The 22,619-nt window shown below is 69.2% G+C and carries 26 protein-coding genes and 1 pseudogene; 11 read left to right on the top strand and 16 right to left on the bottom strand.

All coding sequences use genetic code 11. From position 1 onward, the window contains the following. Positions 1-122: 122 nt before the first annotated feature. From ACZ4K2_RS33760 to ACZ4K2_RS33745, 4 genes are all read right to left on the bottom strand, one after another. Positions 123-1,097 (bottom strand): ParB/RepB/Spo0J family partition protein, encoded by a 975-nt coding sequence (locus ACZ4K2_RS33760; protein WP_467479776.1) that lies wholly within the window; start codon positions 1,095-1,097, stop codon positions 123-125. Continuing rightward, positions 1,094-2,242, bottom strand: a complete 1,149-nt coding sequence (locus ACZ4K2_RS33755; protein ID WP_467769992.1) for a ParA family protein — start codon at positions 2,240-2,242, stop codon at positions 1,094-1,096. The genes ACZ4K2_RS33760 and ACZ4K2_RS33755 overlap by 4 nt, the downstream gene beginning before the upstream one ends. Positions 2,243-2,512: 270 nt before the next feature. Continuing rightward, a complete protein-coding gene (locus tag ACZ4K2_RS33750) occupies positions 2,513-3,064 on the bottom strand; it encodes an ATP-dependent DNA ligase (protein WP_467479779.1) in 552 nt (183 codons plus the stop codon). 302 nt (positions 3,065-3,366) lie between these two features. Further along, complete coding sequence (locus ACZ4K2_RS33745) at positions 3,367-3,831, bottom strand: SRPBCC family protein (protein WP_467479781.1); 465 nt, start codon at positions 3,829-3,831, stop codon at positions 3,367-3,369. 55 nt (positions 3,832-3,886) lie between these two features. Between ACZ4K2_RS33745 and ACZ4K2_RS33740 the strand changes: the two genes are divergently transcribed. After that, complete coding sequence (locus tag ACZ4K2_RS33740; RefSeq protein WP_467479839.1) at positions 3,887-4,486, top strand: TetR/AcrR family transcriptional regulator; 600 nt, start codon at positions 3,887-3,889, stop codon at positions 4,484-4,486. A gap of 508 nt (positions 4,487-4,994) precedes the next feature. Here the strand turns inward: ACZ4K2_RS33740 and ACZ4K2_RS33735 are convergent. Next, positions 4,995-5,339 (bottom strand): hypothetical protein, encoded by a 345-nt coding sequence (locus ACZ4K2_RS33735; RefSeq protein ID WP_467479783.1) that lies wholly within the window; start codon positions 5,337-5,339, stop codon positions 4,995-4,997. An 870-nt stretch (positions 5,340-6,209) separates the two neighbouring features. Between ACZ4K2_RS33735 and ACZ4K2_RS33730 the strand changes: the two genes are divergently transcribed. From ACZ4K2_RS33730 to ACZ4K2_RS33720, 3 genes are read left to right on the top strand one after another with little or no spacing between them, the layout of a single operon-like run. Beyond that, entirely contained in the window at positions 6,210-6,572 is a 363-nt protein-coding gene (locus ACZ4K2_RS33730) for a DUF6233 domain-containing protein (protein ID WP_467479785.1), read from the top strand. A 51-nt stretch (positions 6,573-6,623) separates the two neighbouring features. Continuing rightward, positions 6,624-6,947: a hypothetical protein gene (locus tag ACZ4K2_RS33725; protein WP_467479787.1), complete on the top strand. Its 324-nt coding sequence runs from the start codon at positions 6,624-6,626 to the stop codon at positions 6,945-6,947. Beyond that, positions 6,944-7,432: a hypothetical protein gene (locus ACZ4K2_RS33720; protein ID WP_467479789.1), complete on the top strand. Its 489-nt coding sequence runs from the start codon at positions 6,944-6,946 to the stop codon at positions 7,430-7,432. Before ACZ4K2_RS33725 ends, ACZ4K2_RS33720 begins: the two co-directional genes overlap by 4 nt. 192 nt (positions 7,433-7,624) lie before the next feature. On the opposite strand, the gene ACZ4K2_RS33715 is transcribed toward ACZ4K2_RS33720, so the two are convergent. The 4 genes from ACZ4K2_RS33715 to ACZ4K2_RS33700 all read right to left on the bottom strand — a co-directional run bounded on the left by ACZ4K2_RS33715 (position 7,625) and on the right by ACZ4K2_RS33700 (position 10,898). Continuing rightward, positions 7,625-8,641, bottom strand: coding sequence for a zinc-dependent alcohol dehydrogenase family protein (locus tag ACZ4K2_RS33715; protein WP_467479791.1), 1,017 nt, complete (start codon positions 8,639-8,641; stop codon positions 7,625-7,627). 33 nt (positions 8,642-8,674) lie between these two features. Beyond that, positions 8,675-9,073 carry a (R)-mandelonitrile lyase gene (locus ACZ4K2_RS33710; RefSeq protein ID WP_467479793.1) on the bottom strand — a complete coding sequence of 133 codons (399 nt, stop codon included), beginning with the start codon at positions 9,071-9,073 and terminating at the stop codon, positions 8,675-8,677. Between the two features lie 31 nt (positions 9,074-9,104). Next, positions 9,105-9,425, bottom strand: a complete 321-nt coding sequence (locus tag ACZ4K2_RS33705) for a carboxymuconolactone decarboxylase family protein (RefSeq protein WP_467479795.1) — start codon at positions 9,423-9,425, stop codon at positions 9,105-9,107. A gap of 78 nt (positions 9,426-9,503) precedes the next feature. Further along, positions 9,504-10,898 (bottom strand): MFS transporter, encoded by a 1,395-nt coding sequence (locus ACZ4K2_RS33700; protein ID WP_467479797.1) that lies wholly within the window; start codon positions 10,896-10,898, stop codon positions 9,504-9,506. A gap of 167 nt (positions 10,899-11,065) precedes the next feature. Here ACZ4K2_RS33700 and ACZ4K2_RS33695 point away from each other — a divergent pair, with 167 nt between their 5' ends. Both ACZ4K2_RS33695 and ACZ4K2_RS33690 read left to right on the top strand, forming a co-directional pair. Then, complete coding sequence (locus tag ACZ4K2_RS33695; protein ID WP_467479799.1) at positions 11,066-11,917, top strand: helix-turn-helix transcriptional regulator; 852 nt, start codon at positions 11,066-11,068, stop codon at positions 11,915-11,917. Between the two features lie 159 nt (positions 11,918-12,076). Then, the gene (locus ACZ4K2_RS33690; RefSeq protein ID WP_467479801.1) at positions 12,077-12,379 is read left to right on the top strand and encodes a hypothetical protein; all 303 of its coding nucleotides are present in this window, start codon (positions 12,077-12,079) and stop codon (positions 12,377-12,379) included. Positions 12,380-12,412: 33 nt separating this feature from the next. On the opposite strand, the gene ACZ4K2_RS33685 is transcribed toward ACZ4K2_RS33690, so the two are convergent. Beyond that, positions 12,413-12,652, bottom strand: coding sequence for a hypothetical protein (locus ACZ4K2_RS33685; RefSeq protein WP_467479803.1), 240 nt, complete (start codon positions 12,650-12,652; stop codon positions 12,413-12,415). 721 nt (positions 12,653-13,373) lie between these two features. Between ACZ4K2_RS33685 and ACZ4K2_RS33680 the strand changes: the two genes are divergently transcribed. From ACZ4K2_RS33680 to ACZ4K2_RS33670, 3 genes are read left to right on the top strand one after another with little or no spacing between them, the layout of a single operon-like run. Beyond that, entirely contained in the window at positions 13,374-13,598 is a 225-nt protein-coding gene (locus ACZ4K2_RS33680) for a hypothetical protein (RefSeq protein WP_467479805.1), read from the top strand. Next, positions 13,595-14,491: a sigma-70 family RNA polymerase sigma factor gene (locus ACZ4K2_RS33675; protein WP_467479807.1), complete on the top strand. Its 897-nt coding sequence runs from the start codon at positions 13,595-13,597 to the stop codon at positions 14,489-14,491. Before ACZ4K2_RS33680 ends, ACZ4K2_RS33675 begins: the two co-directional genes overlap by 4 nt. Continuing rightward, on the top strand, positions 14,488-15,330 hold the full coding sequence (locus ACZ4K2_RS33670; protein WP_467479809.1) for a hypothetical protein: 843 nt from the start codon (positions 14,488-14,490) through the stop codon (positions 15,328-15,330). Before ACZ4K2_RS33675 ends, ACZ4K2_RS33670 begins: the two co-directional genes overlap by 4 nt. Before the next feature lie 225 nt (positions 15,331-15,555). Here the strand turns inward: ACZ4K2_RS33670 and ACZ4K2_RS33665 are convergent, their stop codons facing one another. The 6 genes from ACZ4K2_RS33665 to ACZ4K2_RS33640 form a co-directional block, all read right to left on the bottom strand. Continuing rightward, positions 15,556-15,843 (bottom strand): hypothetical protein, encoded by a 288-nt coding sequence (locus ACZ4K2_RS33665; protein WP_467479811.1) that lies wholly within the window; start codon positions 15,841-15,843, stop codon positions 15,556-15,558. Next, positions 15,827-16,555 carry a phosphotransferase gene (locus ACZ4K2_RS33660; protein WP_467479812.1) on the bottom strand — a complete coding sequence of 243 codons (729 nt, stop codon included), beginning with the start codon at positions 16,553-16,555 and terminating at the stop codon, positions 15,827-15,829. The genes ACZ4K2_RS33665 and ACZ4K2_RS33660 overlap by 17 nt, the downstream gene beginning before the upstream one ends. 52 nt (positions 16,556-16,607) lie before the next feature. Next, complete coding sequence (locus ACZ4K2_RS33655; protein ID WP_467479813.1) at positions 16,608-16,817, bottom strand: hypothetical protein; 210 nt, start codon at positions 16,815-16,817, stop codon at positions 16,608-16,610. Beyond that, on the bottom strand, positions 16,814-17,356 hold the full coding sequence (locus ACZ4K2_RS33650) for an HIT family protein (RefSeq protein ID WP_467479816.1): 543 nt from the start codon (positions 17,354-17,356) through the stop codon (positions 16,814-16,816). The genes ACZ4K2_RS33655 and ACZ4K2_RS33650 overlap by 4 nt, the downstream gene beginning before the upstream one ends. Beyond that, positions 17,356-19,365, bottom strand: coding sequence for an ABC transporter ATP-binding protein (locus ACZ4K2_RS33645; RefSeq protein ID WP_467479818.1), 2,010 nt, complete (start codon positions 19,363-19,365; stop codon positions 17,356-17,358). The genes ACZ4K2_RS33650 and ACZ4K2_RS33645 overlap by 1 nt, the downstream gene beginning before the upstream one ends. Positions 19,366-19,943: 578 nt before the next feature. Then, complete coding sequence (locus ACZ4K2_RS33640; protein ID WP_467769991.1) at positions 19,944-20,093, bottom strand: hypothetical protein; 150 nt, start codon at positions 20,091-20,093, stop codon at positions 19,944-19,946. 89 nt (positions 20,094-20,182) lie between these two features. Between ACZ4K2_RS33640 and ACZ4K2_RS33635 the strand changes: the two are divergent. Together ACZ4K2_RS33635 and ACZ4K2_RS33630 are read left to right on the top strand one after the other, a co-directional pair. Continuing rightward, positions 20,183-20,356, top strand: a pseudogene (locus ACZ4K2_RS33635) (DDE-type integrase/transposase/recombinase); the annotation flags it as partial. A 1,024-nt stretch (positions 20,357-21,380) separates the two neighbouring features. Next, the gene (locus ACZ4K2_RS33630) at positions 21,381-21,887 is read left to right on the top strand and encodes a hypothetical protein (RefSeq protein WP_467479843.1); all 507 of its coding nucleotides are present in this window, start codon (positions 21,381-21,383) and stop codon (positions 21,885-21,887) included. The last annotated feature ends 732 nt before the right edge of the window (positions 21,888-22,619 follow it).

The following is a 22,619-nucleotide window of genomic DNA, read 5'->3' as shown; positions in this document are numbered from 1 at the left end:
CCCGCCACCTGGGCAGCCTGACAGCACGAGAACCAGAAGGCCCGTACTCCCGCGGTGAAGTACCGCAGGGGAGTACGGGCCTTTCTGCGTTTCCAGGCCTTAACCGGGTTAAGGCCCAGTGGTCAGTTGTCTGCCATGAGCAGCAGTACCAGTTCCTCGCGGTGCTCGGCCGACATGTGTTCCCGAAGTCGTGCGTTGAACCACGCGGGGTCCTCCCACGGGAGGTCAGGCCTGCCGACAGGTCCAGGCTCACCCTTAACCGGGTTAAGACGCTCGGGGGCCGGTTCGGTGACCGCTACTGTCCCCGAACCCTGCGGAGGGATCGGTGACGGAGTCGTCGACGACTTCTCGGCCGGATCACTTGCTGGTTTGGACCGGGGCTTACGGGGTGCCTTAACCCGGTTAAGGGCTGCGGCCGCCTCGGTCTTTTGCTGAGCAGCGGGGAGCCGGCCGATGCGACGGCCGTCCTTGACCGTCAGCTCGCCGGACTCGACCTTCTCTTTCAAGTCGTCGGACAGGCCAAGGAGTGCCAGGCGCTGCGAGACCCAGGCGCCTGACTTCCCGAGCCGCTTGGCCACCTTCTCCTGGCTACCGTGCTTGCTGAGCAGCTCCTGGATGGTCCTCGCCTGATCCAGCGGCGGAACGTCAACGCGGTGGACGTTCGCGATCAGCGCGGCCTCGAGCATGTCCTCGGCGCTGGCAGCGAGATCGTCGTTGACGTCGATCCGCAGCTCTGCCAGGCCGGCGACAGCGGCGGCCGCCAAACGCCGGTTGCCGTCGATGACGACGTACTCGGCCTCCCCGATTTCAGCCTCTTGGTCGGGATGGACCCCGAGGAACGCTGCCCGCCGAACCACGGCGACAGGCTGGAGCTGCCCCTTCTCCTTCAAGGAGCCCGCAGTTTCTTCGATCTCGGTGAGCTCGTCGCGCGGATTGAACGGGTTGTGCGCCAGCACCGACAACGCCACAGACACCGGCGGTCGCTTCCCCTCCCCGTTCATGATCTGCTGACGAGTCCTGACGCGCCGGGGAGCAGGCTTCGTGTCCTGGCCGTCCTCGTCAAGACTGAACCCACGGGTCACTCGCTGAGCGGTCATACGGCCAGCTCCTTCGCCAGGTCGCGCATCACGTGCGCGTGCTCACTGTCGGGCGCGTACTCCAGCAGCGGGATCTCACCGTCCGCGGCTTCCCGCCCCTCCTTGAGGTCACCGATCACGGCCAGGACCGCAGGGGAACTGCTCTTCTCCCACTGCTCCTTGTTCTCCTTCACGAGCTTGCCGCGCCGGCTGTCGTAGGCGTTGACGATCAGACCGAGGTAGTCGACCTGGATACGGCCCTTGCGGCACAGGTCTTCCTTCTGAGTCTTCAAGAGCCGGAACGCCCTGTGCGACGCCTTGTTCGCCCACACCGGAGTGATGACGCCCGACCGATCTGCGAGTTCACCATCGCGGCGCCGCACGTAATACAGCGCGGTGTCCATGTTCAGTCCCAGGCTGGGAGGACCGTCGATGATGATGACGTCGTAATCCGCCTCCAGCGGCTCCATCGCCCGCTCCAGCGCGGCCTCGCTGAAGCTCACCTTGGACAGGGCCACGTCGCGGAGGAACGCATCGTCGGACGCCGGCAGCAGATGCAGCCGCTCACCGAACCGCTCGCCGTCCAAGGCCACCAGCAGGTCATGGATGTCGCCCTTGGCGGTGCCGTCCATGTGCATCATGAGCGTCTCGACATCGTCCTCATACATGAGGTCCTCGAAGCCCAGCTCTGCGGTGAGGTGCCCCTGCGGGTCGTAGTCGACGAGCAGGACGCGATGGCCGGCCTCTGCCAGCGCTTGTGCGATGCCGGAAGAGATGAACGTCTTTCCGACGCCGCCCTTTTGATTGGCCACTATCACCCGTACCACCGGCTGAGCCACCAACGGAGCGGTGGGCGAGGGGTGATTGTCGAGCCACAGGGTGAGGGCCTGCGCCAATCCCTGAACATAGGTGACGCCCCGCTCCGAGCAGGCCGCCTTGAACTTGTCCGGCTCGCCAACGGGGAGGAACGTACCCCACGTCTTCGCCCCGTCGGTTTTCACCTCCGGAAGGCCGTCCGCTGAGTACCAGGCGTTGATCGCGTGCTCGGCTGCGTCCTGAATGTCCATCCCGTGCTCGAAGGCTCGGATCTTCAAGTGTCTGCGCAGCTGGGGAGTGAGGGCTGTAATTAGCTTCTCTCGCTCCCCACGGGGGTTGGGGATGCTCATGAGGCCGAACATTACTAGGAGGTCGGTTCGTAGGCACAGTCGACAGGCCGTCCGCCCCGACTGCGCGCCCTCTTAACCCGGTTAAGGCCCTCACGCTCACACCACGAAGGCGCAGGGGGAAGTCATCAACAGGGGCAAGGCGTCGGATGTTTGGCGCGAGCACCAGTTCGATGGAAGTCCTGCGCGTGGCAGGGCGCCTCAGAAGAGAAAAGAAGGCGGAACCCGTGGCCACACTGTCTCCCAGATGTACCTCCGCCGCTTCGCCGAACATCAGCCGCCTCGCCAGTACCTGTTGTCGATGCGGCGCATCGACAGCCCGAGTCGGGTGACTCTCGCAGCACCGAGACCGTCCACCTGCCGCCCGAACAGGACCCGCGGTGCTCCACCGAGGCCGCAGTGCTGAAGGCCGGTAGTACTCTGGCCCTTCGGATGCATTCCGCCCGGGCGCAGCCGTTTTGGGGATTTCACCTGGTGCGGTGGCCGGTCGCGGGTCGACGGGCACAGCGTCAGCGGCGCGGACAGGCCGCGGTCCGTGAACAGCGCCTCGAGCGCCGCGCGCCGCCGCTCATACGGCCGGCCGGTCAGGTCCCCGCCCGCGTGCACGAGATCGAACACCACGTAGAGCACCGGCCACCGGCGCGCCGCCTCATCTGCACTGGCTCCGCGGCGGGCGAGGCGCCGCTCGAACACGAGCCGGCCGGCTTCCCACACCACCAACTCGCCGTCCGGCTCGATGTCCGCCGGGAGCTGCGCGAGAACTGCGGCCCGGATCTCGAGGAAGGAGCCGGTCATGTCCGTGCCCTGACGGGATCGCAGCAGCACCCGCCCGTCCCTGTTACACGGCGAGCTGGGCGCGGTAGCCGTCCTTCTCCAGACTGGGCTATGGCTCGCGAGACACCTGCGCGCAGCTTCTGCCGAATTCGTTCTGCCCCTGGGCTCGGGCCTTCGGCGTACTGGTGGGGTGCCTCCTCGGGGCGGGGAGGCCGGTATGTGTGCGGCCTGCGCCAAAAACAGGCGTGTGCACTTGGTCGAGACGCAGCGTCGGCTAGAGGAGTCCGTGCCCGAGGGCAGGGCCCCGTGGGTGTCGAGCCTGCACTGGGCAGATGGGGCGGCACCTACCGCCGTCAGGGTTCGGCGGCGGACACGTGGCAAGCCAACTTGGTGGCCAGGCGTCGCATGACCGTGCGGTTGGCGTGCCACATGGTGGCCCGTACGACGGGGGCCAGCAGCCGGTCGGCGAGCGGGGCGCGCACCCACGTGTACGTGAACGATACGCGGGCCCCGCCGGTGGGCAGCGGTTCGATGGTGTAGGTGCCGCGGCCCTGCCGCTGGCCGGCCGCGCTGACGTTGCGTTCGACGATGCGCCGAGGGGCTTCGGTTTCGATGACATCGATGGTGACGTCGGTCTTCGTGCCGCCCAGTGCGGCGGTGACCGTGGCGCAGGATCCGATGCCCCTGGCGGGGCCGGTGTAGCGCCAGTTGGTCAGGTAGTGGTCGGTGATCCGCTCGTGGTTCGCCATGACGTCGAGGATGCCGTAGACCTGCTCGGGAGTCTGAGGTACGTCGATCGACACGATGACAGACTGCATGTACCACACGGTACATGTGCCATGTACCGATTGGTACAGTCGTGATGTGGTGACCATGGACGACTCGCATCCCGAAGGCGAGGCCGAGCAAGGCGCGCACGGGGCTCGGCGCGCACAACTGGTGGACGCGGCTGTCGACCACGTCGCGGCACACGGCATCGCGGACCTGAGCCTTCGCAGGCTGGGCGCCGCGATCGGCGTCAGCCACCGCATGCTGATCCACTACTTCGGCTCCAAAGAGCAGCTGCTCGTTGAGATCGTCCAGACGTCGGAGCGACGCCAGCGCGACGTGCTGTCCCGGCTCCGCCTGGAGCCCGGTCTCTCGCCCGCCGATGCCGCGCGGCTGCTGTGGCGGCAGCTCACGGCCCCTCGGCTGGCCAATCAGAAGCGGCTCTTCTTCGAAATCTGCGGGCACGCGCTGCGCGGCCGCCCCGAGGCCGCCCCGATCCTCGAAGGGCTGGTGACGGACTGGCTGGAACTGCTCGTGGCCGCCGAGGTCGGGGCGGGGGCGGACCCTGCCGTGGCCCGGAACCGGGCCAGGCTGGGACTCGCCGCCGTCCGCGGCTTGCTGCTGGACCTGCTCGCCACCGGTGACCGCGCCGGCGTCGACGCGGCGATGGAGGAGTTCCTCCGGCTGTACTACGGCTCGGAGTGAGGACATCACCGATCAGGCCTTGCAGGTTTTCCGGGACACATACGAAGCGTCTGGAGAACCGTCGAACCTGATCAGGCGCGCACCGCGCTTGATCGGTGGGCGGAGGCCGCGACGCGGGCAGCAAAGACGAGCGGCTGGAGCGACCCTGATGCCACCCAGGTCTACCGCACCCGCATCCTCACTGCCGGCCACCCAGAGGCCGAGCAGCCCTCCCTGGAAGCCGTCACGCAGGAAGTCGAGGACCTGCGCACCACACTGGAGCAGACGCACGAGCACCGAAAGGCGCTCGCCGCAGAGACATTACGCCTCAGCTGACAGACGGTAGGGCACTCGCAGCGAGGAGAAGTGGCTGCGGGTGCTCTGTTGTCACTGTAGGCGAACCGCGTGCAGTAGGGCGCCGCATGTCCTGAGCACGCACGGCATCCGCCAGGCACGATACTCAGTCCCGCCAGATGCAGCGCTGTTGGCCCGGATCGACACCTCCCGAGCACGGCCCCGCCCCGGCCGGTCAGGTAGCCCAGGGAAGCCGTATGGCTTCGAGGTCCCCGTCGTTGAGAAAGGCTTCGATCAGCACGGTGGGGTCGGCCAGCTTGGTGGCCCAGAGGTCGTAGTCCGTGCACAGCACCCAGGACTGGTCCTTGGGCCAGAGGTTGGACGGGCTCCAGTTGTGCTCCTCTGGGTGGTCGTACAGCACGTGGGCGTCCGCGAGCGTCCCGGTTCGGATGTGCGGGTGGTCGAAGTCTTCGGCTCCATGCAGCAGCGGGCTGTAGTAGGCCAGGCAGGGGGTGTTGGGGCCCTGCGGACTGTGCTCGGTGAGGATGGTGATCACGCGGTCCCAGGCGGCCCGGTCCATGCTGCCTTCGGACGGGACCTGGATCCCAGCCGGCCACGGGCGCGGCGCGACCGAGGGGAAGGAGCTGTGGCACGGCAGGCGTCCCTCGGGCACGGTTGGGTCACCGATCCTGCGCGCGAGCTCCGTCCATCGCAGTCGGCGCCAATGAGGTCCGGGGTGTTCACCGGGACCGCGTCCAGCACGTCCGCCGGGTCCACACCTGGGACGATCTCGGATCCGCCGCCCTGTAGCACGCGCCGTTTGTACTCGACGTAGGCCAGGGCCGTCGGTACGAGCTCGTGCTCGTACATGGAGTGAAGCACCCACACCGCATCCGGCAGCGCTGGCGGCATGAACCCCGTCAGTCCGTCATCGCAGGTCAGGTCCCGCAACCAGTCGGCTTCCCGGCCCGCGGTGAGAGGCCATCGAGCGGCCGCCAGAGCAGCGGCTGTCTCGTGCATCCACCCAGAATCGCACCCGGCGTGAACGGCCTCGCGACGGGGTCGAACGGCCAATCTCCCTGCTCAGGTACGCACACCCTCGCGGCCAGCCAGCGTGGTCAAAGGCCGCCTGTCGCGCTCAGTCTCACCACCGTACCGCCCGCAGGGGCCCGCGACTGGAACACAAATTCGAACAGATGATTGAATCTGGCCATGCGGCCGATTCCCGATGACCTCGCCCGAGCGCACGAGGAGTGGCACGTCGTCTACCAGCAGCTCGCGGTGCGTCCGCGGGCCGGTCTGCGACGTCGTCTCCTCCAGCTATCAGCGCAAGTGCTGTTCCATCCGTACTGGCGGGGCCGGCCCTCGCAGGCCTGGGCTGCGCTGCGCGAGGCTCGTCATGTCCGGTCTGCCGCCTGATCCGCCTCGGCTCCGGGCGATCCTGACGCACTTGGAGCGGCAGATCGCCGAGACCGAGACCATCGGCATCTACCTGCGGCTCCAGAGCGACGAGGTACGCAAGGCCCTCGCGCGTGCGTCCTCGTCGGCCCCCGGCCGGGAGCGCCCGGCGCGGCAGCCCGGGCCCCAGACGGTTCTGCCGTCGGCCGAGTACTTGATGGAGGCGAAGCTCGGGCCGGCGGATCCCTTGCCGGTCGTCGTTCACGTCGGCGGCTGCACGATCCGGCAGGGGCGCCGGATGACTTCCGCGATCAGCGCGCAGCAGGCACGCCTGGCGCTCACGGATGCGGTGATTGAGGCCGAGCCATGCCCGATCTGCCGGCCGGAGAACAAGCTGGGGGTCGACCTCGGGTGAGGGGCGCGAGTTCGGTATCGACCTGAGCGACGACGAGGAGAAGGAGTAGACGTGCCGCGCCACATCGACAGGATCCCCGACCAGGCGGCCATCCCCGACACGGTCACCGACGACGAACTCGACGACCTGAGACAGGAGATCGTCCGGGACGTCACCGCCGCCCTCACGTTCGGCGCCTGGCCCGCACCGCAAGGCCACCACCCCACCCGCCTCGAGTTCGCCGAGGCGACCTTGAAAGACCTGCCCGTACGCCTCCAGCGCAGCAGCCAGGCCGCCGAGCACCTGGCCGGGATCGCGGGCGACCTGGTCGACATCGAGGGTGCCCTGCACTTTGGCTGCCTGCTCAACCTCGCGAAGAAACCGGTGACGGGATGACTGATCTGCTGTGGGACGACCAGGTCGCATGGCTGCTCGACCCGACCGACGGCAGCTACCTCCCCGACGTGTTCGTTGACGGTACGACGACGGAGGACTGGCAGGCCGTGCTCGACCTGGTCGAGGAACAGAACTGGGCCTTCGAGTACGCCGAGGGCGACAAGGTCCTGCCACTGCCCCGAGCCGAGGCCGTGCTCTCCCGCCGGGCCGACGCCGAGTGCCCGACCCTGAAGGTGTGGCCCGATCCGGAGGTCTGTGCAATCTTCCGCTTCCTCGGGACCGAGCAGATCGACTTCGACGTCGACCTCCGGGAACTCCAGGGGCAGGCTCGGCTGGACGTCCTGTACGGGCTTCTGACCGCAATCGGACGGCGGCTGCGCAAGTCGGTACCGCTGTTCCCCGAGGGCGGCGATCCCGAGCCGCTGCTTGGGTTCGACATCACCTCCGACCGGGTCAAAGTGATTTGGTCAGAGCCGGACAAGTGAGCCGAGAGCCTCAGGGCTACAGGAGAGCGCCGCCTCGCTACCGCGCCTGTTCGCGGTTCCTGCTGCCGGTCACTCGATCGAAGCATCGTAGTGGACCGCATCCTCGGGGATCCAGGGAAAGCGGACCCACGGGTACTCCGCTGACGCATGAGCGCTCGCCGAGAGAGGCACGACTCTCGGCTGTGAGGTTGGTCAGGGGCGGAGGAGGGTCTTGATGGCGCGGCGTTCGTCCATGGCCTGGTAGCCCTCGGCGGCCTGGTCGAGGGGCAGGGTGAGGTCGAAGACGCGGCCGGGGTTGATGTGGCCGGTCATGACGCGGTCTATGAGGTCGGGCAGGAAGCGGCGCACGGGGGCGGGCCCGCCCTGGACGGCGACGTGGGAGTAGAACAGGGCGGTGCCGTCGATCTGGACGCCGTGGGGGACGCCGGCGATGCCGACGCCGCCGCCGGGCCGGGTGGAGTTCAGGGCCTGCCGGGTGGACTCGTCGGTGCCGACGCATTCAAGGACGCGGTCGGCTCCGGTGCCGCCGGTGAGGTCCTTGATGCGGGCCACGCCCTCGTCGCCGCGTTCGGCGACGATGTCGGTTGCACCGAACTCGGCGGCGAGCTGCTGGCGTGCCTCGTGGCGGGACATGGCGATGATGCGTTCGGCGCCGAGCTCGCGGGCGGCCAGGACGGCGGACAAGCCGACGGCGCCGTCGCCGACAACGGCGACGGTGTCACCGCGCTGGACGCCGGCGGCGACTGCGGCCCACCAGCCGGTGCCCATGACGTCGGAGCAGGCCAGCAGGTCGGGAACCTGCGCTTCGGCGGGCAGCTCGGGGGTGGCGACCAGGGTGCCGTCGGCCCACGGGACGCGGATGTACTCGGCCTGACAGCCGCCGACGAATTCACGGTTCAGGCAGTTGCTGGGGTAGCCGTTGCGGCAGTTGGCGCAGGTGCCGTCGCTGGCGAAGAAGGAGCCGACGACGAACTGGCCCGGCCGCACGGTGGTGACCTCGTCGCCGGTCTCTTCGACGATGCCGACGTACTCGTGGCCGATGGGGGCGGGGTCCTTGGCGGGGTTGATGCTGCGGTAGTCCCACAGGTCCGAGCCGCACACGCAGGTGGCGAACGTGCGGATGACCGCGTCGGTGGGCTTGAGGATCTGAGGGGTGTCGCGTTCCTCGACGCGGACGTCCCTGGGCCCGTACAGGACGGTGGCACGCATGGCGGGGTCCTCCTGGTGGTCGTGACGGAGAGGTCAGAGTTCGCGGGTGCGGGGGCCGGTGTATTCGGCGTCGGTGACGTGGTCGAGCCAGTCGACGTCGTCGCCTTCCCACAGCGCGATGTGGGTCATGAACTGGTCGGGTGCGGCGCCGTGCCAGTGCTCCTCGCCCGGCGGGGTCCAGATCACCTGGCCCGGGTGGGCCTCGAGGATCTTGCCGCCGCGGGACTGGATCAGGGCGATGCCCTCGACGATGTAGAGGCTCTGGCCCATGCCGTGGGAGTGCCAGGCGGTGCGGGCACCCGGTGCGAAGTGCACCGCGTTGGCCCGCATCCTGGACGGCTCCTCACCGCGGTGGAGGACGTCGGCCCAGGCGTCGCCGGTGAGCATTTTCTCGGGCAGCTTGGCGGTGGCGGGACGGGTGCGCAGTTCCATCAGGTGGCTCCTGAACGAGATAGAGGGCGTGTCAGCTGGCGAAGAGGTCCTCGGCGGCGGCCATGGCGGACATGGCGCGCGGCCAGCCGGTATAGAACGCGAGATGGGTGATGGCCTCGATCAGCTCGGCCTCGGTGACGCCGTTGTCCTTGGCGCGGCCGAGGTGGTGGCGCAGCTGCTCGGTGCTGCCGCCGGTGACCAGGCTGGCGACGGTGATCAGCGAGCGGTCGCGGGGAGTGAGGCCGGCGCGCCGCCAGACCTCGCCGAACAGGACGTGGTCGGTGAAGTGCACCAGTTGCGGGGCGAAGTCGCCGAACATCTTCGCCGCGCCCGAGGGCTCGGTGCCGGGCATGAGGGTTTCCTTTCGTCGGGCCCCGCAGCGGCGGGGCGGTGGTGGTGCCTGACGGTGCCGTTGTCTGCGCGGGCGGGCTCAGTTGCCGCGCCGGGCGGCGACCATGCGGGTGGCGGCCAGCGTCGCGCCCAGAGCGACGGCGGCGGCCAGGGCGAGGCTGAGGCGCAGGCCGTGCTGGAAGCCGGCCGTGCCGGAGATCAGGGCGCCGAAGACTGCGACGGCCAGTGCCCCGCCGATCTGGCGCCTGGTGTTGAACACCCCGCTGGCGGTGCCGGTCTGTTCAGCCGGGACGTGCTCCAGCAGCAGCGCGGTTGCCGGTGGCATCACCAGCGGGCCGGCCATCCCGACGGGGATCAGCAGCAGGGCGCTGGCCCACACCGGTGCCGAGACCGGCAGTGCGGCCAGGGCGATCGATCCGGCCGCGATCAGCACTAGCCCGGCGATGACCGGCAGGCGGGGGCCGGTGCGCTCCACGATGCGTGCGGAGAACGGGGTCAGGCAGGCGCTGAGCAGCATCATCGGCAGGAACGCGATCCCGGCCCCGAGCGCGGACAGGCCGTGCTGCTGCTGGAAGTCGAGGCTGAAGACGAACGGCAGCCCGTAGAAGCCGACCATGAACGCGAAGCCGATCCCGGTGACGATCACGACCGTCTTGGACCGGAACAGGGACAGCGGCACCATCGGGTGCGCCACCTTGACCTGGGCCAGCACGAATGCGGCCAGCGCCACGACGGCGACGGCGAGCGAGAGCAGTACCTTCGGGGCGGTGAACCCGGCTTCGCCGGCCTCGATCGCGCCGAACGTCAGGCCGCCCATTGCGAGGATGCCGGTGACCTGCCCGATCCAGTCGAACGGCGCCGGACGGGTCGGCGACTTCGTACTGCGGGCGAGCAGCGCCAGGGTGAGCAGGCCGACCGGCAGGTTGATGAAGAAGATCATCCGCCAGGAGGCCAGGCTCAGCACACCGCCGAGCACCGGGCCCGCGGCTGCGGCTATGGCGCCGCCCATCGCCCACATCCCCACCGCGCGGGCCCGGCGGGCCGGGTCGGGGAAGGCGTGCCGGACCAGCGCCATCGAGGTCGGCATGGTCACGGCCGCGTCGATGCCCTGCACCACGCGGGCGGCGATGAGGGTCGGCAGCGACGGGGCCAGCCCGCACGCCAGCGACGCGGCCACGAACAGGGCCAGACCGCCGGCGAACGCCTTGCGCGCGCCGATCCGGTCCGACAGGGCGCCGGCGGAGAGCAGCAGGGCGGCGAACATCAGCGTGTAGCCGTCGACCACCCACTGCAGGCCGGTGATCCCGCCGCCGAGCGCACTGCGGATCGAGGGCAGGGCGACGTTCACGATCGTCGCGTCCAGGGTGATCACGAAGAATCCCAAAACGGCGGCGGCCAGCGTCGCCGCGGCGTGCCGGTCGGTGCGGGCCGTGGCCACCGGCGCCGAGCTGGGCGAGGAAGCGGTGACGGTCATGGCGGGCGGGATCCTTCCCTTGGAGGTTCGGGCCCTTGGAGGTTCGGGCCGACCTGCTGGCCCGCTCACCCCTTCACGGAACCACGCACTGCCTCTGACCTGGGAGTCCTTGCTGGGAGGGGTACTGGCAGGGACCCCCGCCGGCGGCACCGGCCTACGCTGGAGCGGTGCCAGCCGACACTGTCCGCGAGGACATCCGTACCTTCCTCACCAGCCGCCGCGCCCGCCTCACCCCCCAGGAGGCCGGTCTGCCCGACTTCGGCGGCCGACGGCAGGTGGCCGGGCTGCGGCGCTCAGAGGTCGCCCAGCTCGCCGCCATCAGCGTCGAGTACTACACCCGCATCGAGCGCGGCAACGTCGGCGGCGTCTCCGAGGACATCCTCGACGCTCTCGCCCGCGCCCTGCGCCTGGACGACGTCGAACGCGCCCACCTGGCCGCGCTCGTCCGCGCCGCCAACAACCCCCACCGCATCCCCGATCGCGACGGCGGCACCAGCCATGTCCGGCCCAGCCTCCGGCAGATCCTCGACGCCATGACCGGGGCCGCCGCCTTCGTCCGCAACGCCCACCTGGACGTCCTGGCCACCAACGCCCTCGCCCGCGCCTTGTACGCCGAGGCCCTCGACAGCGCCGAGCAGCCGCCCAATCTGGCCCGCTTCGTCTTCCGCGACCCCCGCGCCCGGCGCTTCTATCGCGACTGGGAAGGCATCGCCCACGACGCCCTCGGCAGTCTGCGCACCGAAGCAGCCCGCACCCCCGCCGACACCGACCTCGCCGACCTCATCGACGAACTCACCACCTGCAGCGAAGAATTCGACCAGCGCTGGGACGACCACGACGTCGAGTACTACCGCAGCGGACGGCAGCGCTTCCACCACCCTGACGTCGGCGACCTCGATCTCGGCTACGACGCCCTCGAAGTTCCCGCCGATCCCGGCCTCACCATCGTCACCTACACCCTCGCCGCCACCGCGCCCCACGCCGGCGCATTCCAGCGGCTTTCCCACCCACGCTCCTAGACCGCGCAGACTTCGGTCGTCGATCTACCGTCGATGGTCCACCTGCCATGAACGAATACCGCGCGATCCGAATACGTGCCTGTTACCAGCTCTCCGGACGGACATGGAGGCTGAGGCGGTGCCGTTGTTCTGGCGGTGATACCCCGCTCACGTCCCGTCATGGCCAAGTGGACCGGGCGCGCATCGCTGCTGGCGTCAGGTGCCCGGCCTCGGCCCGCGCTGGCGCGACGCATGCTGCGACTGCATGGTGGCCGTATGCCGGATGCGAGCCCGGGTCGCTACCATCTGACGCTCACCGCGGGCGGTCGGGCGCTGATGCACGGCTGGTGGGATCGCGAGGATGTGGCCCGCCGAGCATTTATCGCATCAATGGGGGAGCGCGGCAGCATGCCCGGCGCCCGGATCATCCTCACCGACGAGGAGACGGTCAAGGTGCTGGTGACGTGGCCGCAGGAGCAGTAGCGCAGCCTCCGGATACGCCGGCCGGAAGGCCGTCTACTTCGCGGGATCTTCCCCCTCGTGCCGGACGGCCTTCTTCACGGCTTGCTCCAGCTCGTACCGGTTGGCACCGGTGGTTTCAGCGTGCGCGGTGATGGCGGCCTGTGTCTGCTCGGCGGCCGCACGCCAGCGGCGCCACTGGGCAGCGTAGGCGTCATCGGTGAGGCCGACGAGTCTGGCGCGCTCGTCCTCGGCGGCTCGTTCCAGCTCGATCAACTCATCGGGGGTCTCTGCCACGGGCAGGGATCCTAAGCGGCCCGGTCCGCGCGTCAGCGTCTCGACCCTACCGGCTGATCGGGTAGAGCCGCGGCCGGGCCCCGGACGGTGGATGCGAGTCTGCACGCGACGCGATCCCCAGCCCTGTCTACAGCCGGGGGCAGGGCTGGTACGGCTCCGTCGCTGCGGACTCGCGGGGCGCGTTCCGGTCTGCAGAGCAACGGCGGCATCAGGGGCTTACCTGGACACAGAGGGCCAGGTGGGGAGCTGTTGCGGGGCGGTTGTCAGTGGGCTGAGCTACCGTCGTTGAGCCCGCTTGGGCGGCTCCGCTCTCGCCTGGTCGCTTGCTCCGGCCAGGCGAGAGCAGTCAGCACGCCCCCAGAAAATCTCGGCACGGGGGCGGGCTCTTCCGGATGGAAGGCCGACACCCAGTGGATGCCTTGCTTCCATTGACGCGGCTGAGCGCGCCGAATGCAAGGAGAACCGGGAACTTACCCCCGGACGCGCCGCAATTGTGCGGTTCCTTTGCCCGCAGTGCACCAGGCGACGGCGCCTGCGATGCGGACCTCATTGTTCCGTGATTCCTTGATCACGTTGTGTGTAACTGACCTGTCTCACATGCTGGTTGGCCAGCAGCCCGGATGGACAGCGGCCGGCACCCGCCGTCTCTTCCCGGGAGCGTACGAGGCCCCCTTCCCGGATGGGGGGCCTCGCCCGTCGGCCGACACCCGAAGGAAGTTGCATGGAACGCAAGCAGATACTGCTCATCACGATGACCGTGACCGGTCTCGTCCTCGCGTGGAGCGCGGTCATGGCCTGGCTAGGCCAGACCGTCGCCATCACCTCCCTGGCGCCCGTGCTCGGGCTGACCGTTGTCCAGATCGTCCGCGCGGTACGCGCCCACGCACCGGCCTCCGGCCGCCGCGTGGCGGCCGTCCCCGACGAAGAGGACGACGCCGCCCGATGATGCCCCCCGACCCCTCCCAGCCACCGGCCGGACGGCCGGGCCGCAAACTCGGCCCGATCACCGATACCGCCGGCAGCATCCACCGCGCCTGGCTCGGACCCGTGCGCGAGGCGTACTTCGCCAGCGGCCGCACTCTGGGCGACCTCAGCGTCGAGGTGCCCCTGGCGAAGTCGAAACTCTCCGAACTGCTCCGCGGGACCAACCTCTACCCCCGGTGGGAGATCGTCTCCCGCCTCGCCACCCTGCTCGGCCTGCCCCACGTCCCGCTGCACCGACTGTGGAAGCAGGCCGCCCTCGAAGCGCACAAGAGCCGCGAGTGGGCCGACCGCTCCACCGACAACGCCACCGCCCTGACGACCACGCACGCCGCACCACCGATCGACCACCGCGCATTCTGCGAGGACGTCGAGCAGGGCTACCTCCTGTACGCCCAGGCCTTCATCCCCGACGACTACCAGTGCGAAGCCGCCGTCACCGACACCTTCGACATCCTCTGGCTGTCCTGGAACGACGCCCTGGCAAGCGCCGACACCCGCCGCTTCGCCTGGAAAGTGCTGCGCCACACCGTCATGTCCCGCACCCCCCACATCGACGGCCGCCCCTGCTTCAGCCAGGCCGCCTTTGACACCGTCGCACTCACCTACCTCACCGACGAAGAAGCCCGAAGTCGCCACCTCACCGAGACCATCGCCTTGTTCCAGGTGATGAGCCGGCTGCCCGCCACCCAGTTCGACGTGATGGCGCTGCGCATCCTGTGGCGCACGCCCACCGAACGCGTCTCCGAACTACTGGGACTCGCACCGGCCCTGGTGCGCTCCAACCAGCGCCACGCCGAGCACTTCCTGAAGAGCACTCTCTCTCCAGCCGAGAACGACGAAGGGACAACTCCATGACACGCTTCGACGACCTGCTCTCCAGGGCCTGCCTCATCAGGGAACGCACCGTGCCCAGGGACACAGTCCCCGTCTACATCCCAGACGCCTCCAGCCCGGGCCGCCCCCACGCGCACGACACCGACGCCGGCTCCCGGGAAGCCGCCGAGGACCTCAAGGCGCTGTGCGAGACCGTCCTCACCCACACACCGCCCACCACCCTCGCCGACTTCCTGACCGACCAGGTCCCCCAGCCCCGCGGCGCCCTGGCCCTCGCCTGCATCCTGCAGCTCACCGACACCGACGACGGCGCACGCATGTGGTGGCAATTCGCCGCCGGCGCCGGCCAGCCAGCTGCCGCCTACTGCCTCTATCTCCACCACCTCGCCCAAGGTGAGCAGATCACCGCCCAATGGTGGCACCAGCAGACCGACGACCTGGAACCACCGCCCGAGCCCACCACCTGCTACGGACATCACGAACGACGGCCCACCCCGGCCTGGAACCCCACCACCGACACTTTCACCAGCACGTCCACGACGACTCTCCTCAGAGTCCTACGGCACCTGGCCAAGCACACCGTCCGTCCTCGCTCAGCCGCCGTCACCGAACTCATGGCCTACGTCACCACAGCCGTCACCGCCGGATGGCTGCGTCACCCGGATTCCGACATCCCCCTGCCCGGCCCCGACTTCGCCGACCGCATCACCGTCCTCCTGGAATCCACCGCAACCAGGCCCGACATCTCCGACACCCTCCCCCCACGCTCCACCGACGAGGCACTGCCCCCCGACCCCGACCCGGCCGCCCGGCCCAGGCGTACCGCACGCCGGTCCATCCAGGAGCCGGCACAACGGTGAGCAGGCACACCGAGAACCTGGGCCGCCCAAGCGGGCCCACGTGGCCGGGGCGGGCCCGGACGGCGCGAGCCACCGCCCTGGCCACGCGACCAGCGCGAGCTCGTTACTCACTTTCGGGTGAGGGCCTCCGCCGCAGCGAGGTGGCCTGGGCTGGCGGTTCACTGCCGCAGGCCGGTGTTCCCAAGAGGTGAGGACCCGGCGAGACGTCAACACGGTGTATCAGCGTCATAAATGGCCGTTACTCATCTGCTTTCGTTTGGAGTGGCGGTCGGCCAGCGCCCTTGCGCACAACGCCAGCAGCGCGGGCGGCAGTTGGCCCAGAAACGTCAGCCAGGCGACCTCGGCGGTGGTCGCATCGAGTTCGAGCACCGCCAGTACGGGGATCACCATGCTGCTGATCGAGCTGCCGGTCACGCTGGCTGCCTGGCCGGTCAGGTAGGGGCGGAAGTTGCGGTGCCGCCACAGCGACGGCCGGGCGCCGGAAGACACGGAGGGGTCAGTGGAGGAGGTCATGGAGCACCTCCTCGGCTTCCGTCAGCCGCTCGCACAGCTCGGACATGGCCGCATGCCGGTTGCGGCCGTACGCCTCGAGTTCAGGGGTGACGGCGGCCGGGTCGTCGACGGCCTCGGACAGCGGATACACCGAGCACGCCAGGTACCCGGCGGCGATCCGAGGCACCGCGAGGAGTTCTTCGGCCGGCAGCGCCGGGTTGGCCGCCCGGTAGGCAGCTGCCAGAACGGTGCGCGGGTCCAGGACGATCCGCCCGAGCTCCCAGGCGGGACTGCGGTGACCGGGCGGCCGAAAGTCGATCAAGGCCGCCACCCGCTGTCCGCGCAGAAGCAGGTTGGGCGACGCGAGGTCGCCGTGGACGGTCTGCACGGTCAAGGACGGCGGCAGTCCTTGGACCATGGCGGCCATAGCAGGCAGTGCGTCGAGTCGCCGGGCGGCGGTCTCGCGTGCCCAGTCGGGAAACCCGGAGGTGGGCGGCCTCTTGGCGAAGAGAGCGAGCAGCTGGTCAAGGCGCTGCCGGGCTCGTTTCACATTGCAGATCTCCCGGGCGGGCACGCGGCGCGGAGGCCCGGCCGGATGCCGGGCTAGGACCCGGTGCAGGTGTCCGACCGTCTCGCCCACCGCGGCCCACCGGTCGCCGGACAGGCCGCCCTCCGCTGTCTGCGAACGCCGCGACCGACACCGCCATCCCGCCGGCGGCCGCGATGAGGCCACCGTCCAGGGTCTGCCGCACCACCGGCACCGGAATACGGCCGAGCCGCGCGGACTAGCCGAGCTCCAGCGCCTGGCGCTCCGCGTCCAGATCGGTCCCCGCCGGGTAGGCCTTCACGAACCACCGTCCGCCTTCGCTGTCCCGGGCCACATAGTTGCGGGTCGCGGTCCCCGCAGGACCCTCGTCGACCGCGATCGGGATGATCCGGTAGAACAGCGGCAGGATCCCCGCCACGACCATCACGTCTGACTCAGCGCCGCTCACCGCCGCACCCCCGGCCGGCCGGCCGCGTCGGCCAGCAGCTGACGCAGTGCTCGGGCATCCGCCTGCAGCTGCTCCTCGTCCTGGCGCCCGAGATCGAGCGCCTCGAAGGGCAGCGGCCCGCCCGGAGCCGGGTCCGCTTCGTTCTCGCGGCGTGGAACGCAGTGCCAGTGGGCGTGCGGGATCTGGTTCCCCAGCAGTAGATAGTTCATCTTCAGTGGCTCGTACAGCGCCTCCACCGCCCGGCCCAGGGCGAGGACGTCGCGCCAGAACGCGGCCGCCTCCCCCTCGTCCAGCTCGGTGGGCTCGGCGACATGACGGCCGGTGTAGATCACGACGGCGTACCCGCGGACCTGCCCGCTGCGCCACAAGTAGGCGTTGCTGACCTCGCCGCGCCGGAGAAGGAGGCCCCAGCCGATGTCGCCGGCGGCGAAGTCGTTCGCGCACATCGGGCAGTCGGTGCCCCCGTGATGGCTGGTGAAGTGCTCCGGCCAGGCGTCGTCCGGCGCGGGCGCGGGATGGGGGTGTGCATGGTCGGGCATCACGCCGCCTCCCCGGCCTCGGCGCGGTAGCCGGCGGCCTGGAGGGTGAACATGGCGGCGTACTCGCCACCCAGGTCCATCAACTCCTGGTGGGTGCCGCTTTCGGTGATGCGGCCGCCGTCGAAGACGAAGATGCGGTCGCAGGCGACGACGCTGGCCAGGCGGTGGGAGATCAGCACCGTGATCTGATCGGGGCGCGGGTTGTCCCGCAGGACCGCCTCGTACACGGCGTGCTCGGCGCGGGGGTCCATGCTGGCGGTCGGTTCGTCCAGCAGCAGGACGGGGGCGTTCTTGTACAGGCCTCGGGCGACGGCGATCTTCGCCCACTGGCCGGCGGACAGTTCCTGACCGCCGCGGAACCGCTTGGACAGCAGCGCCTCCCACCGGCCGGGCAGTCCGGTGATGACCTGCTCGGCGCCGGAGGCCCGCGCGGCGTCCAGCGCCCGCTGCGGGTCGGCCTCGGTGAGGGTGCCCCGGGAGACCGTCAGGTTGGCCAGCGCGCTGAACGGGAACCGCACCGGGTCCTGGAGCACGCAGCCCACGCGGGCCTGTAGCGACTCGGCGTCCATGTCGAGCATGTTCACGCCGTCCCAGCGGACTGTGCCTCCGTCCTGGGGCTCGTACAGTCCTGCGAGCAGGCGCGCGCACGTGGACTTGCCCGAGCCGTTGACGCCGACGAAGGCCACCGTCTGCCCGGCGTGCAGCGTCATGGAGATGCCGTTGAGCGCCGGGGTGGCCTTGCCCGGGTAGGTGAAGGACACGTCTTCCAGGGTGATGGTCTTCACTGTCTCGGGGGCGGGCGCCCCGCTGCGGCGCGGCTGGAGGGTGCGGCAGCGCTCCTGGAAGGCCTGCAGGTCGTCCACCCACATGGCGTGCTCGTAGACCAGGTGGGAGACGTCGACGAGCCGGGTCAGCGAGGACTGGGCGGCCTGGATGGCGGGGACCGCGCCCGCGCCGGCGGCCAGGGGCAGCCAGCCCGCGATCAGCATGGCGCCGAGCGCCGTGTAGGTGATGCCGGTGCCGATCCCGCCGACCGCCCGGCCCACCAGGTTCAGCCCGGCCGAGCTCACGCCCAGGCGGGTGTCCTCCTCGGCGATCCGTGTTGTCAGCCGGCGGTGTTCCTCCAGCAGCGCACCCTGAGCGGTGTCCGAGCGGAGCTCGGCGGCGGCGTCCCTCTCCAGCAGCAGCCAGGAGAAGACCCGCACCCTGCGCTGCAGGGTGTTCCACCGCTTGAAGCTGTGGAAGCGGGCGCGGGCAGTGCGTACAGCCGCCGCGCCGACCGGCAGCACCGACAGCAGAAGCAGGGGCAGCAAAGCCGGGTGGAGTACGCCCAGGACGCCGGCGGTGCCGACGAGCCCGAGCAGTGCGGCGGCCAGGGAGACGACCTGGCCGACGATCTGCCGGGCGTAGAACAGACCGCGGTCGTTGGCCCGGTAGGCCTCGTCGTGCCAGTCCGCGTCGTCGACGACCTCCAGCCGCACATGGGCGGTCAGAGTGAGGAACTCGCACTCCAGCGCGGTGCGGATCTTCGGGGTCACCCTGGCCTGCGCGACGGCGACGCCCGCCTCAAGGAGCGCCCGGGCGGACAGGAGGCCGACAACTACGGCGAGTTGGGGGATGGCCACGCGCACCCGGTCCGACGTGGGCCCTTCGGCGAACAGCTCCCGCAGTACCGCCACCGAGGCCATGAGCCCGAACGCCGTCATCGCGGCCGACGCCAGCTGCAGGACCACGACGGCGAGCGTCGCGGTCCGGTCCGCGGCCCAGGCCAGTCGGCCGATCTGGCGCACGATCCGCGGCAGACGCGCGAGGATCTGCCCCACCGTGGCCTTGGACGCGGCGCCGTCGTACACGGACCAGTACGTCTCCTCCAGACCGTCGGCGATGTCACCGTCATACGGACCGCCCGGCACGGCGGCGGGCGGCAGAGGAAGTTCCGCCCCGCGCGGGGCGGGGACCGCGCCCTGGCGGATGGCGGCTGCACCACTACCGTCGCTTATGCCCCCCACCTCGTATCCGGTCGTGCTGCGCTGCGAAGGGCGTCAACCCGGTGCCGGGGGCGCGCCAGGTGCGGGACGGCAAGCTGGAGATGTTCGAATGCGGCGGGAGGATGCACGAGGGCGGGCACAGGATTCACGGGGCCCTCCGGATGGGTGCGCGAGGGGTACTGGTGCTCTAACAACGGCCCCTGGATGGACCAGTAACGGGCAAGTCCGGGGCAGATCGTGGACAAAGGTTCTATTGAGGGGTGGGCGGCGCTTCGGTGCGGCTCGACGGGCGCGGGGAGACACTCGAACGCTTCGTGTCACCCGTTCGTGGTCTTTCCTTGCGGTCGTGAGGGCATGGCTGGGGAGGCAGCGGCGCCGGGGCGCGTGCTGCCTTCGACCGGGGCATGGGAAGTCAGGGCGCGTCCCACCAGTTCGGCACGAAAAGGTGCCGGGGAGTGGAGGCGACCGGCCGCCACCACGGCGACTCCGGCCGCAGATGCCCATCGGCGAGACGGCGCGCGTGAGGCGCCCAGTCCAGCTCCAACACCCGCGGTCCCTTTCCGTTCCGTTGTTTCGCGGTCTGCTCGCCTTGCGTCGTGTCAGCCGTCGTCGGCCGGGCCGCAGGGGCCGGAGTTGTCCGGTCCGCACGCGCTGTCGTCGTTCGGCGCGCAGTTGGGAGGACACAGGGCCGCGCCGGCGCGGCGCGGAACGCTCGCCATCACCTGGGCCCACCGGTCACTGGACAGCACCGACGCCAGAATGCCGTTCTTGACACTGCCCGCGGTCAGAAACCGTCCCATTGGAGGGCCGGCAGCACCATCCGCGGGCGACGAAACCATTTCTCTACCTGGCTACCGTCGTCAACCTCGCCTCCCGCCGCCTGACCGGCTGCGCGATCGCGGACCATATGCGCGCCGACATGGTCACCGACGCCCTGGCCGCCGCCGAGCGCACCTGCGGCGGCCTCGCCGGAGCGGTTCTGCGCACCGATCACGCTACCCAGTGCACCAGCCGAGCCTTGCACGCCTGCCGTCAGGCCGACGTCCGCCAGTCCATGAGCACGATCGGCTCCAGCGCGAACAACGCGCTCGCCGAGGCCCTGGCACCATCAGGACTGACGGCACTGGGTTCTCGCCCGCCTCAGCGTCCACCGGCCCGCACGGAGATCTCCTGCCGTCCCTCCGGGACCATCCACCACCAACTGATCCGCATCGCGGATAGCAAACCAGTCGTATGGCCTGTGTTCGAGGATCCGGGCCAATGCACGTGTAGCGAAACTGGCCAATCTATTAGTCGCACCTCCTCCGTCCCCACCATTCCGCTTAACAAGGACTCCCCAGGCCAGGACATGGTGGGACACTCCCCGCTGCCGAGGACAGGTAAGGCCGAGTCGTTGCTGGTTTTGATCAACCTTGTTGCTGCGGGACACATTGGGTCTACAGTGATCAGGCGTTCGACGGACCGGGTTGGGCAACCCGGTCCGCGTGTATCGCTGTTGGGGGCACGTACACGTATGGCGTTATGTCTTGCCGTGTTCCCCCGCCTGACGAAAAAGAGGGGATTCTCTTACGAAGTCGACGGCGCCGCTTCAACAATGATCTCCGCAGTGAAGCCATCTCGATTGGCGGTCTGGCCACGTGTGTTGGCCGTGTCGGCGAGCGAGATCACACTCACCGCCAAGTCAAGCACTACGGCCGGAAATCGCAGGTACCGGCACGTTGTCCGAAGGAGGATCCATACCGAATCCGACAGCGAAAAGTGCTCTTCGGTACTGCAGCGAAAATATTCGGTCGGCCCTGCGTGTCCTTTTTGGCCCACAGGAAATCGGCCGTTCGCACCAGTAGGGAAGCCTTGGCAGCGCCGCAGTTCGCCCGGACACCCGTTGCCTACAGGGCTGAACGTCCGAGTCGTTGCGGAAATCCCTGGTCAGGGGGCCTTTGGTGAAGTGTGGGCCATTCCTTCCGAGCCGTCAACAGTAAACACCCGTCAGCCACACCCGGTCTTTACCGACCGGCCAACATTCTTAGGGAACACTCATGCGCAAGCTTATGACCACTGCCGGTCTGGCTTCCTCCGCCCTCGCGTTAGGTATGTTGCTGGCCAGTCCGGCTGCCGCCGCGACGGGCAAGTCCGAATTCACCGTCGGCCTCCCGGACCAGAAGCCACGCACGACGTTCTGGGTGGAGAACATCGGGGCGTGGAGCGGCGACATGACCGGCAAGTCGGTGGTCTACTGGCAGGCCGTGGAAGGCCACGTGAGGTTCAACAGCTTCAAGATTACGACGCGGATCGAGGAGCGCCTCATGCAGACCTCCGAGGATCATGTTGTGACGAGCAAGACGTGTGACCTGACCCAGATCGTCAACGACCAAGTCACGTGGGGGCAGGACGATCCGGCGAACACCTGCGTCGCGCCGCCCACTCTTTATGACGGTGAGGTGTACTGGTCGTCGGACGCGACCATCGTCTACGACCTCATAGGTGATGCCAAGGGGCCCATCACTCAGGAGTTGCAGGGCTCGTCGCCCCTCATCCACGGCTGATGAGCTGAGCGGGACGCGCTCCGTCGTCAACCGCCGGCTCGTCGCCGGCCAGAAGAGCCCGGCGTCTTCGTCGTTCGCGACGTGAGACGCCGGGTCGGCAGGCTCCCCCAAGACGAATCGGCTGCCGATCTGACAGTGCGTTCCAAGGAGGGCCGGGCGGATGGCGTGGGGATGACGTACGACCGCCCGCGGCCGCGGCGCGGGCGCCTCCTGCCGAGTGTGGAGACCGCCGGCGCTTCACGCGTCCGTCCATGCTCCCCGGCCACCTTGGTCGGGAAGGGTGAAACCTGGATCCCGTGCCCGGCAGCACCCGATTCCGGGAGCCCACAGCCGCCGTAGCCGACCGCTCCTGAATCAATCGGCGTCCTAGACCCTGCCCGTTCTCAGCCGCTGAGCCAAGGCGGACGGGCCGAGTCGTATCCAACCAGCCATCAGACCACACCAACCAAGCTTTCTCTTGAGGTCCATAAGGCGACAAAACATCTTGCCCAACCGGCAATCTGACACAGACTGCGCCCCCACGCGGCGGTTCCCGTGCCCCCTCCCAACGGCATCATGGAAAACCGGCCGCCCGCCCCGTGAATCGAATCCGGACAGAAAACTCGGCAAGTCGTGGATTGACGAGCAGGCTCGGGTAGACAGCCGCCGAAACCAACGCTCTGCAGAGCCTGGTCGCCGACAGTAGCGACTCGGTAAAGAATCGATCAAGTGGAATAGTCGGGGTGGGCGTCG

This window comes from Streptomyces sp. NPDC025833 (assembly GCF_055558055.1).
Note: the sequence above shows the minus strand (reverse complement) of the source record. Positions and strands in the feature narration are given on the sequence as shown.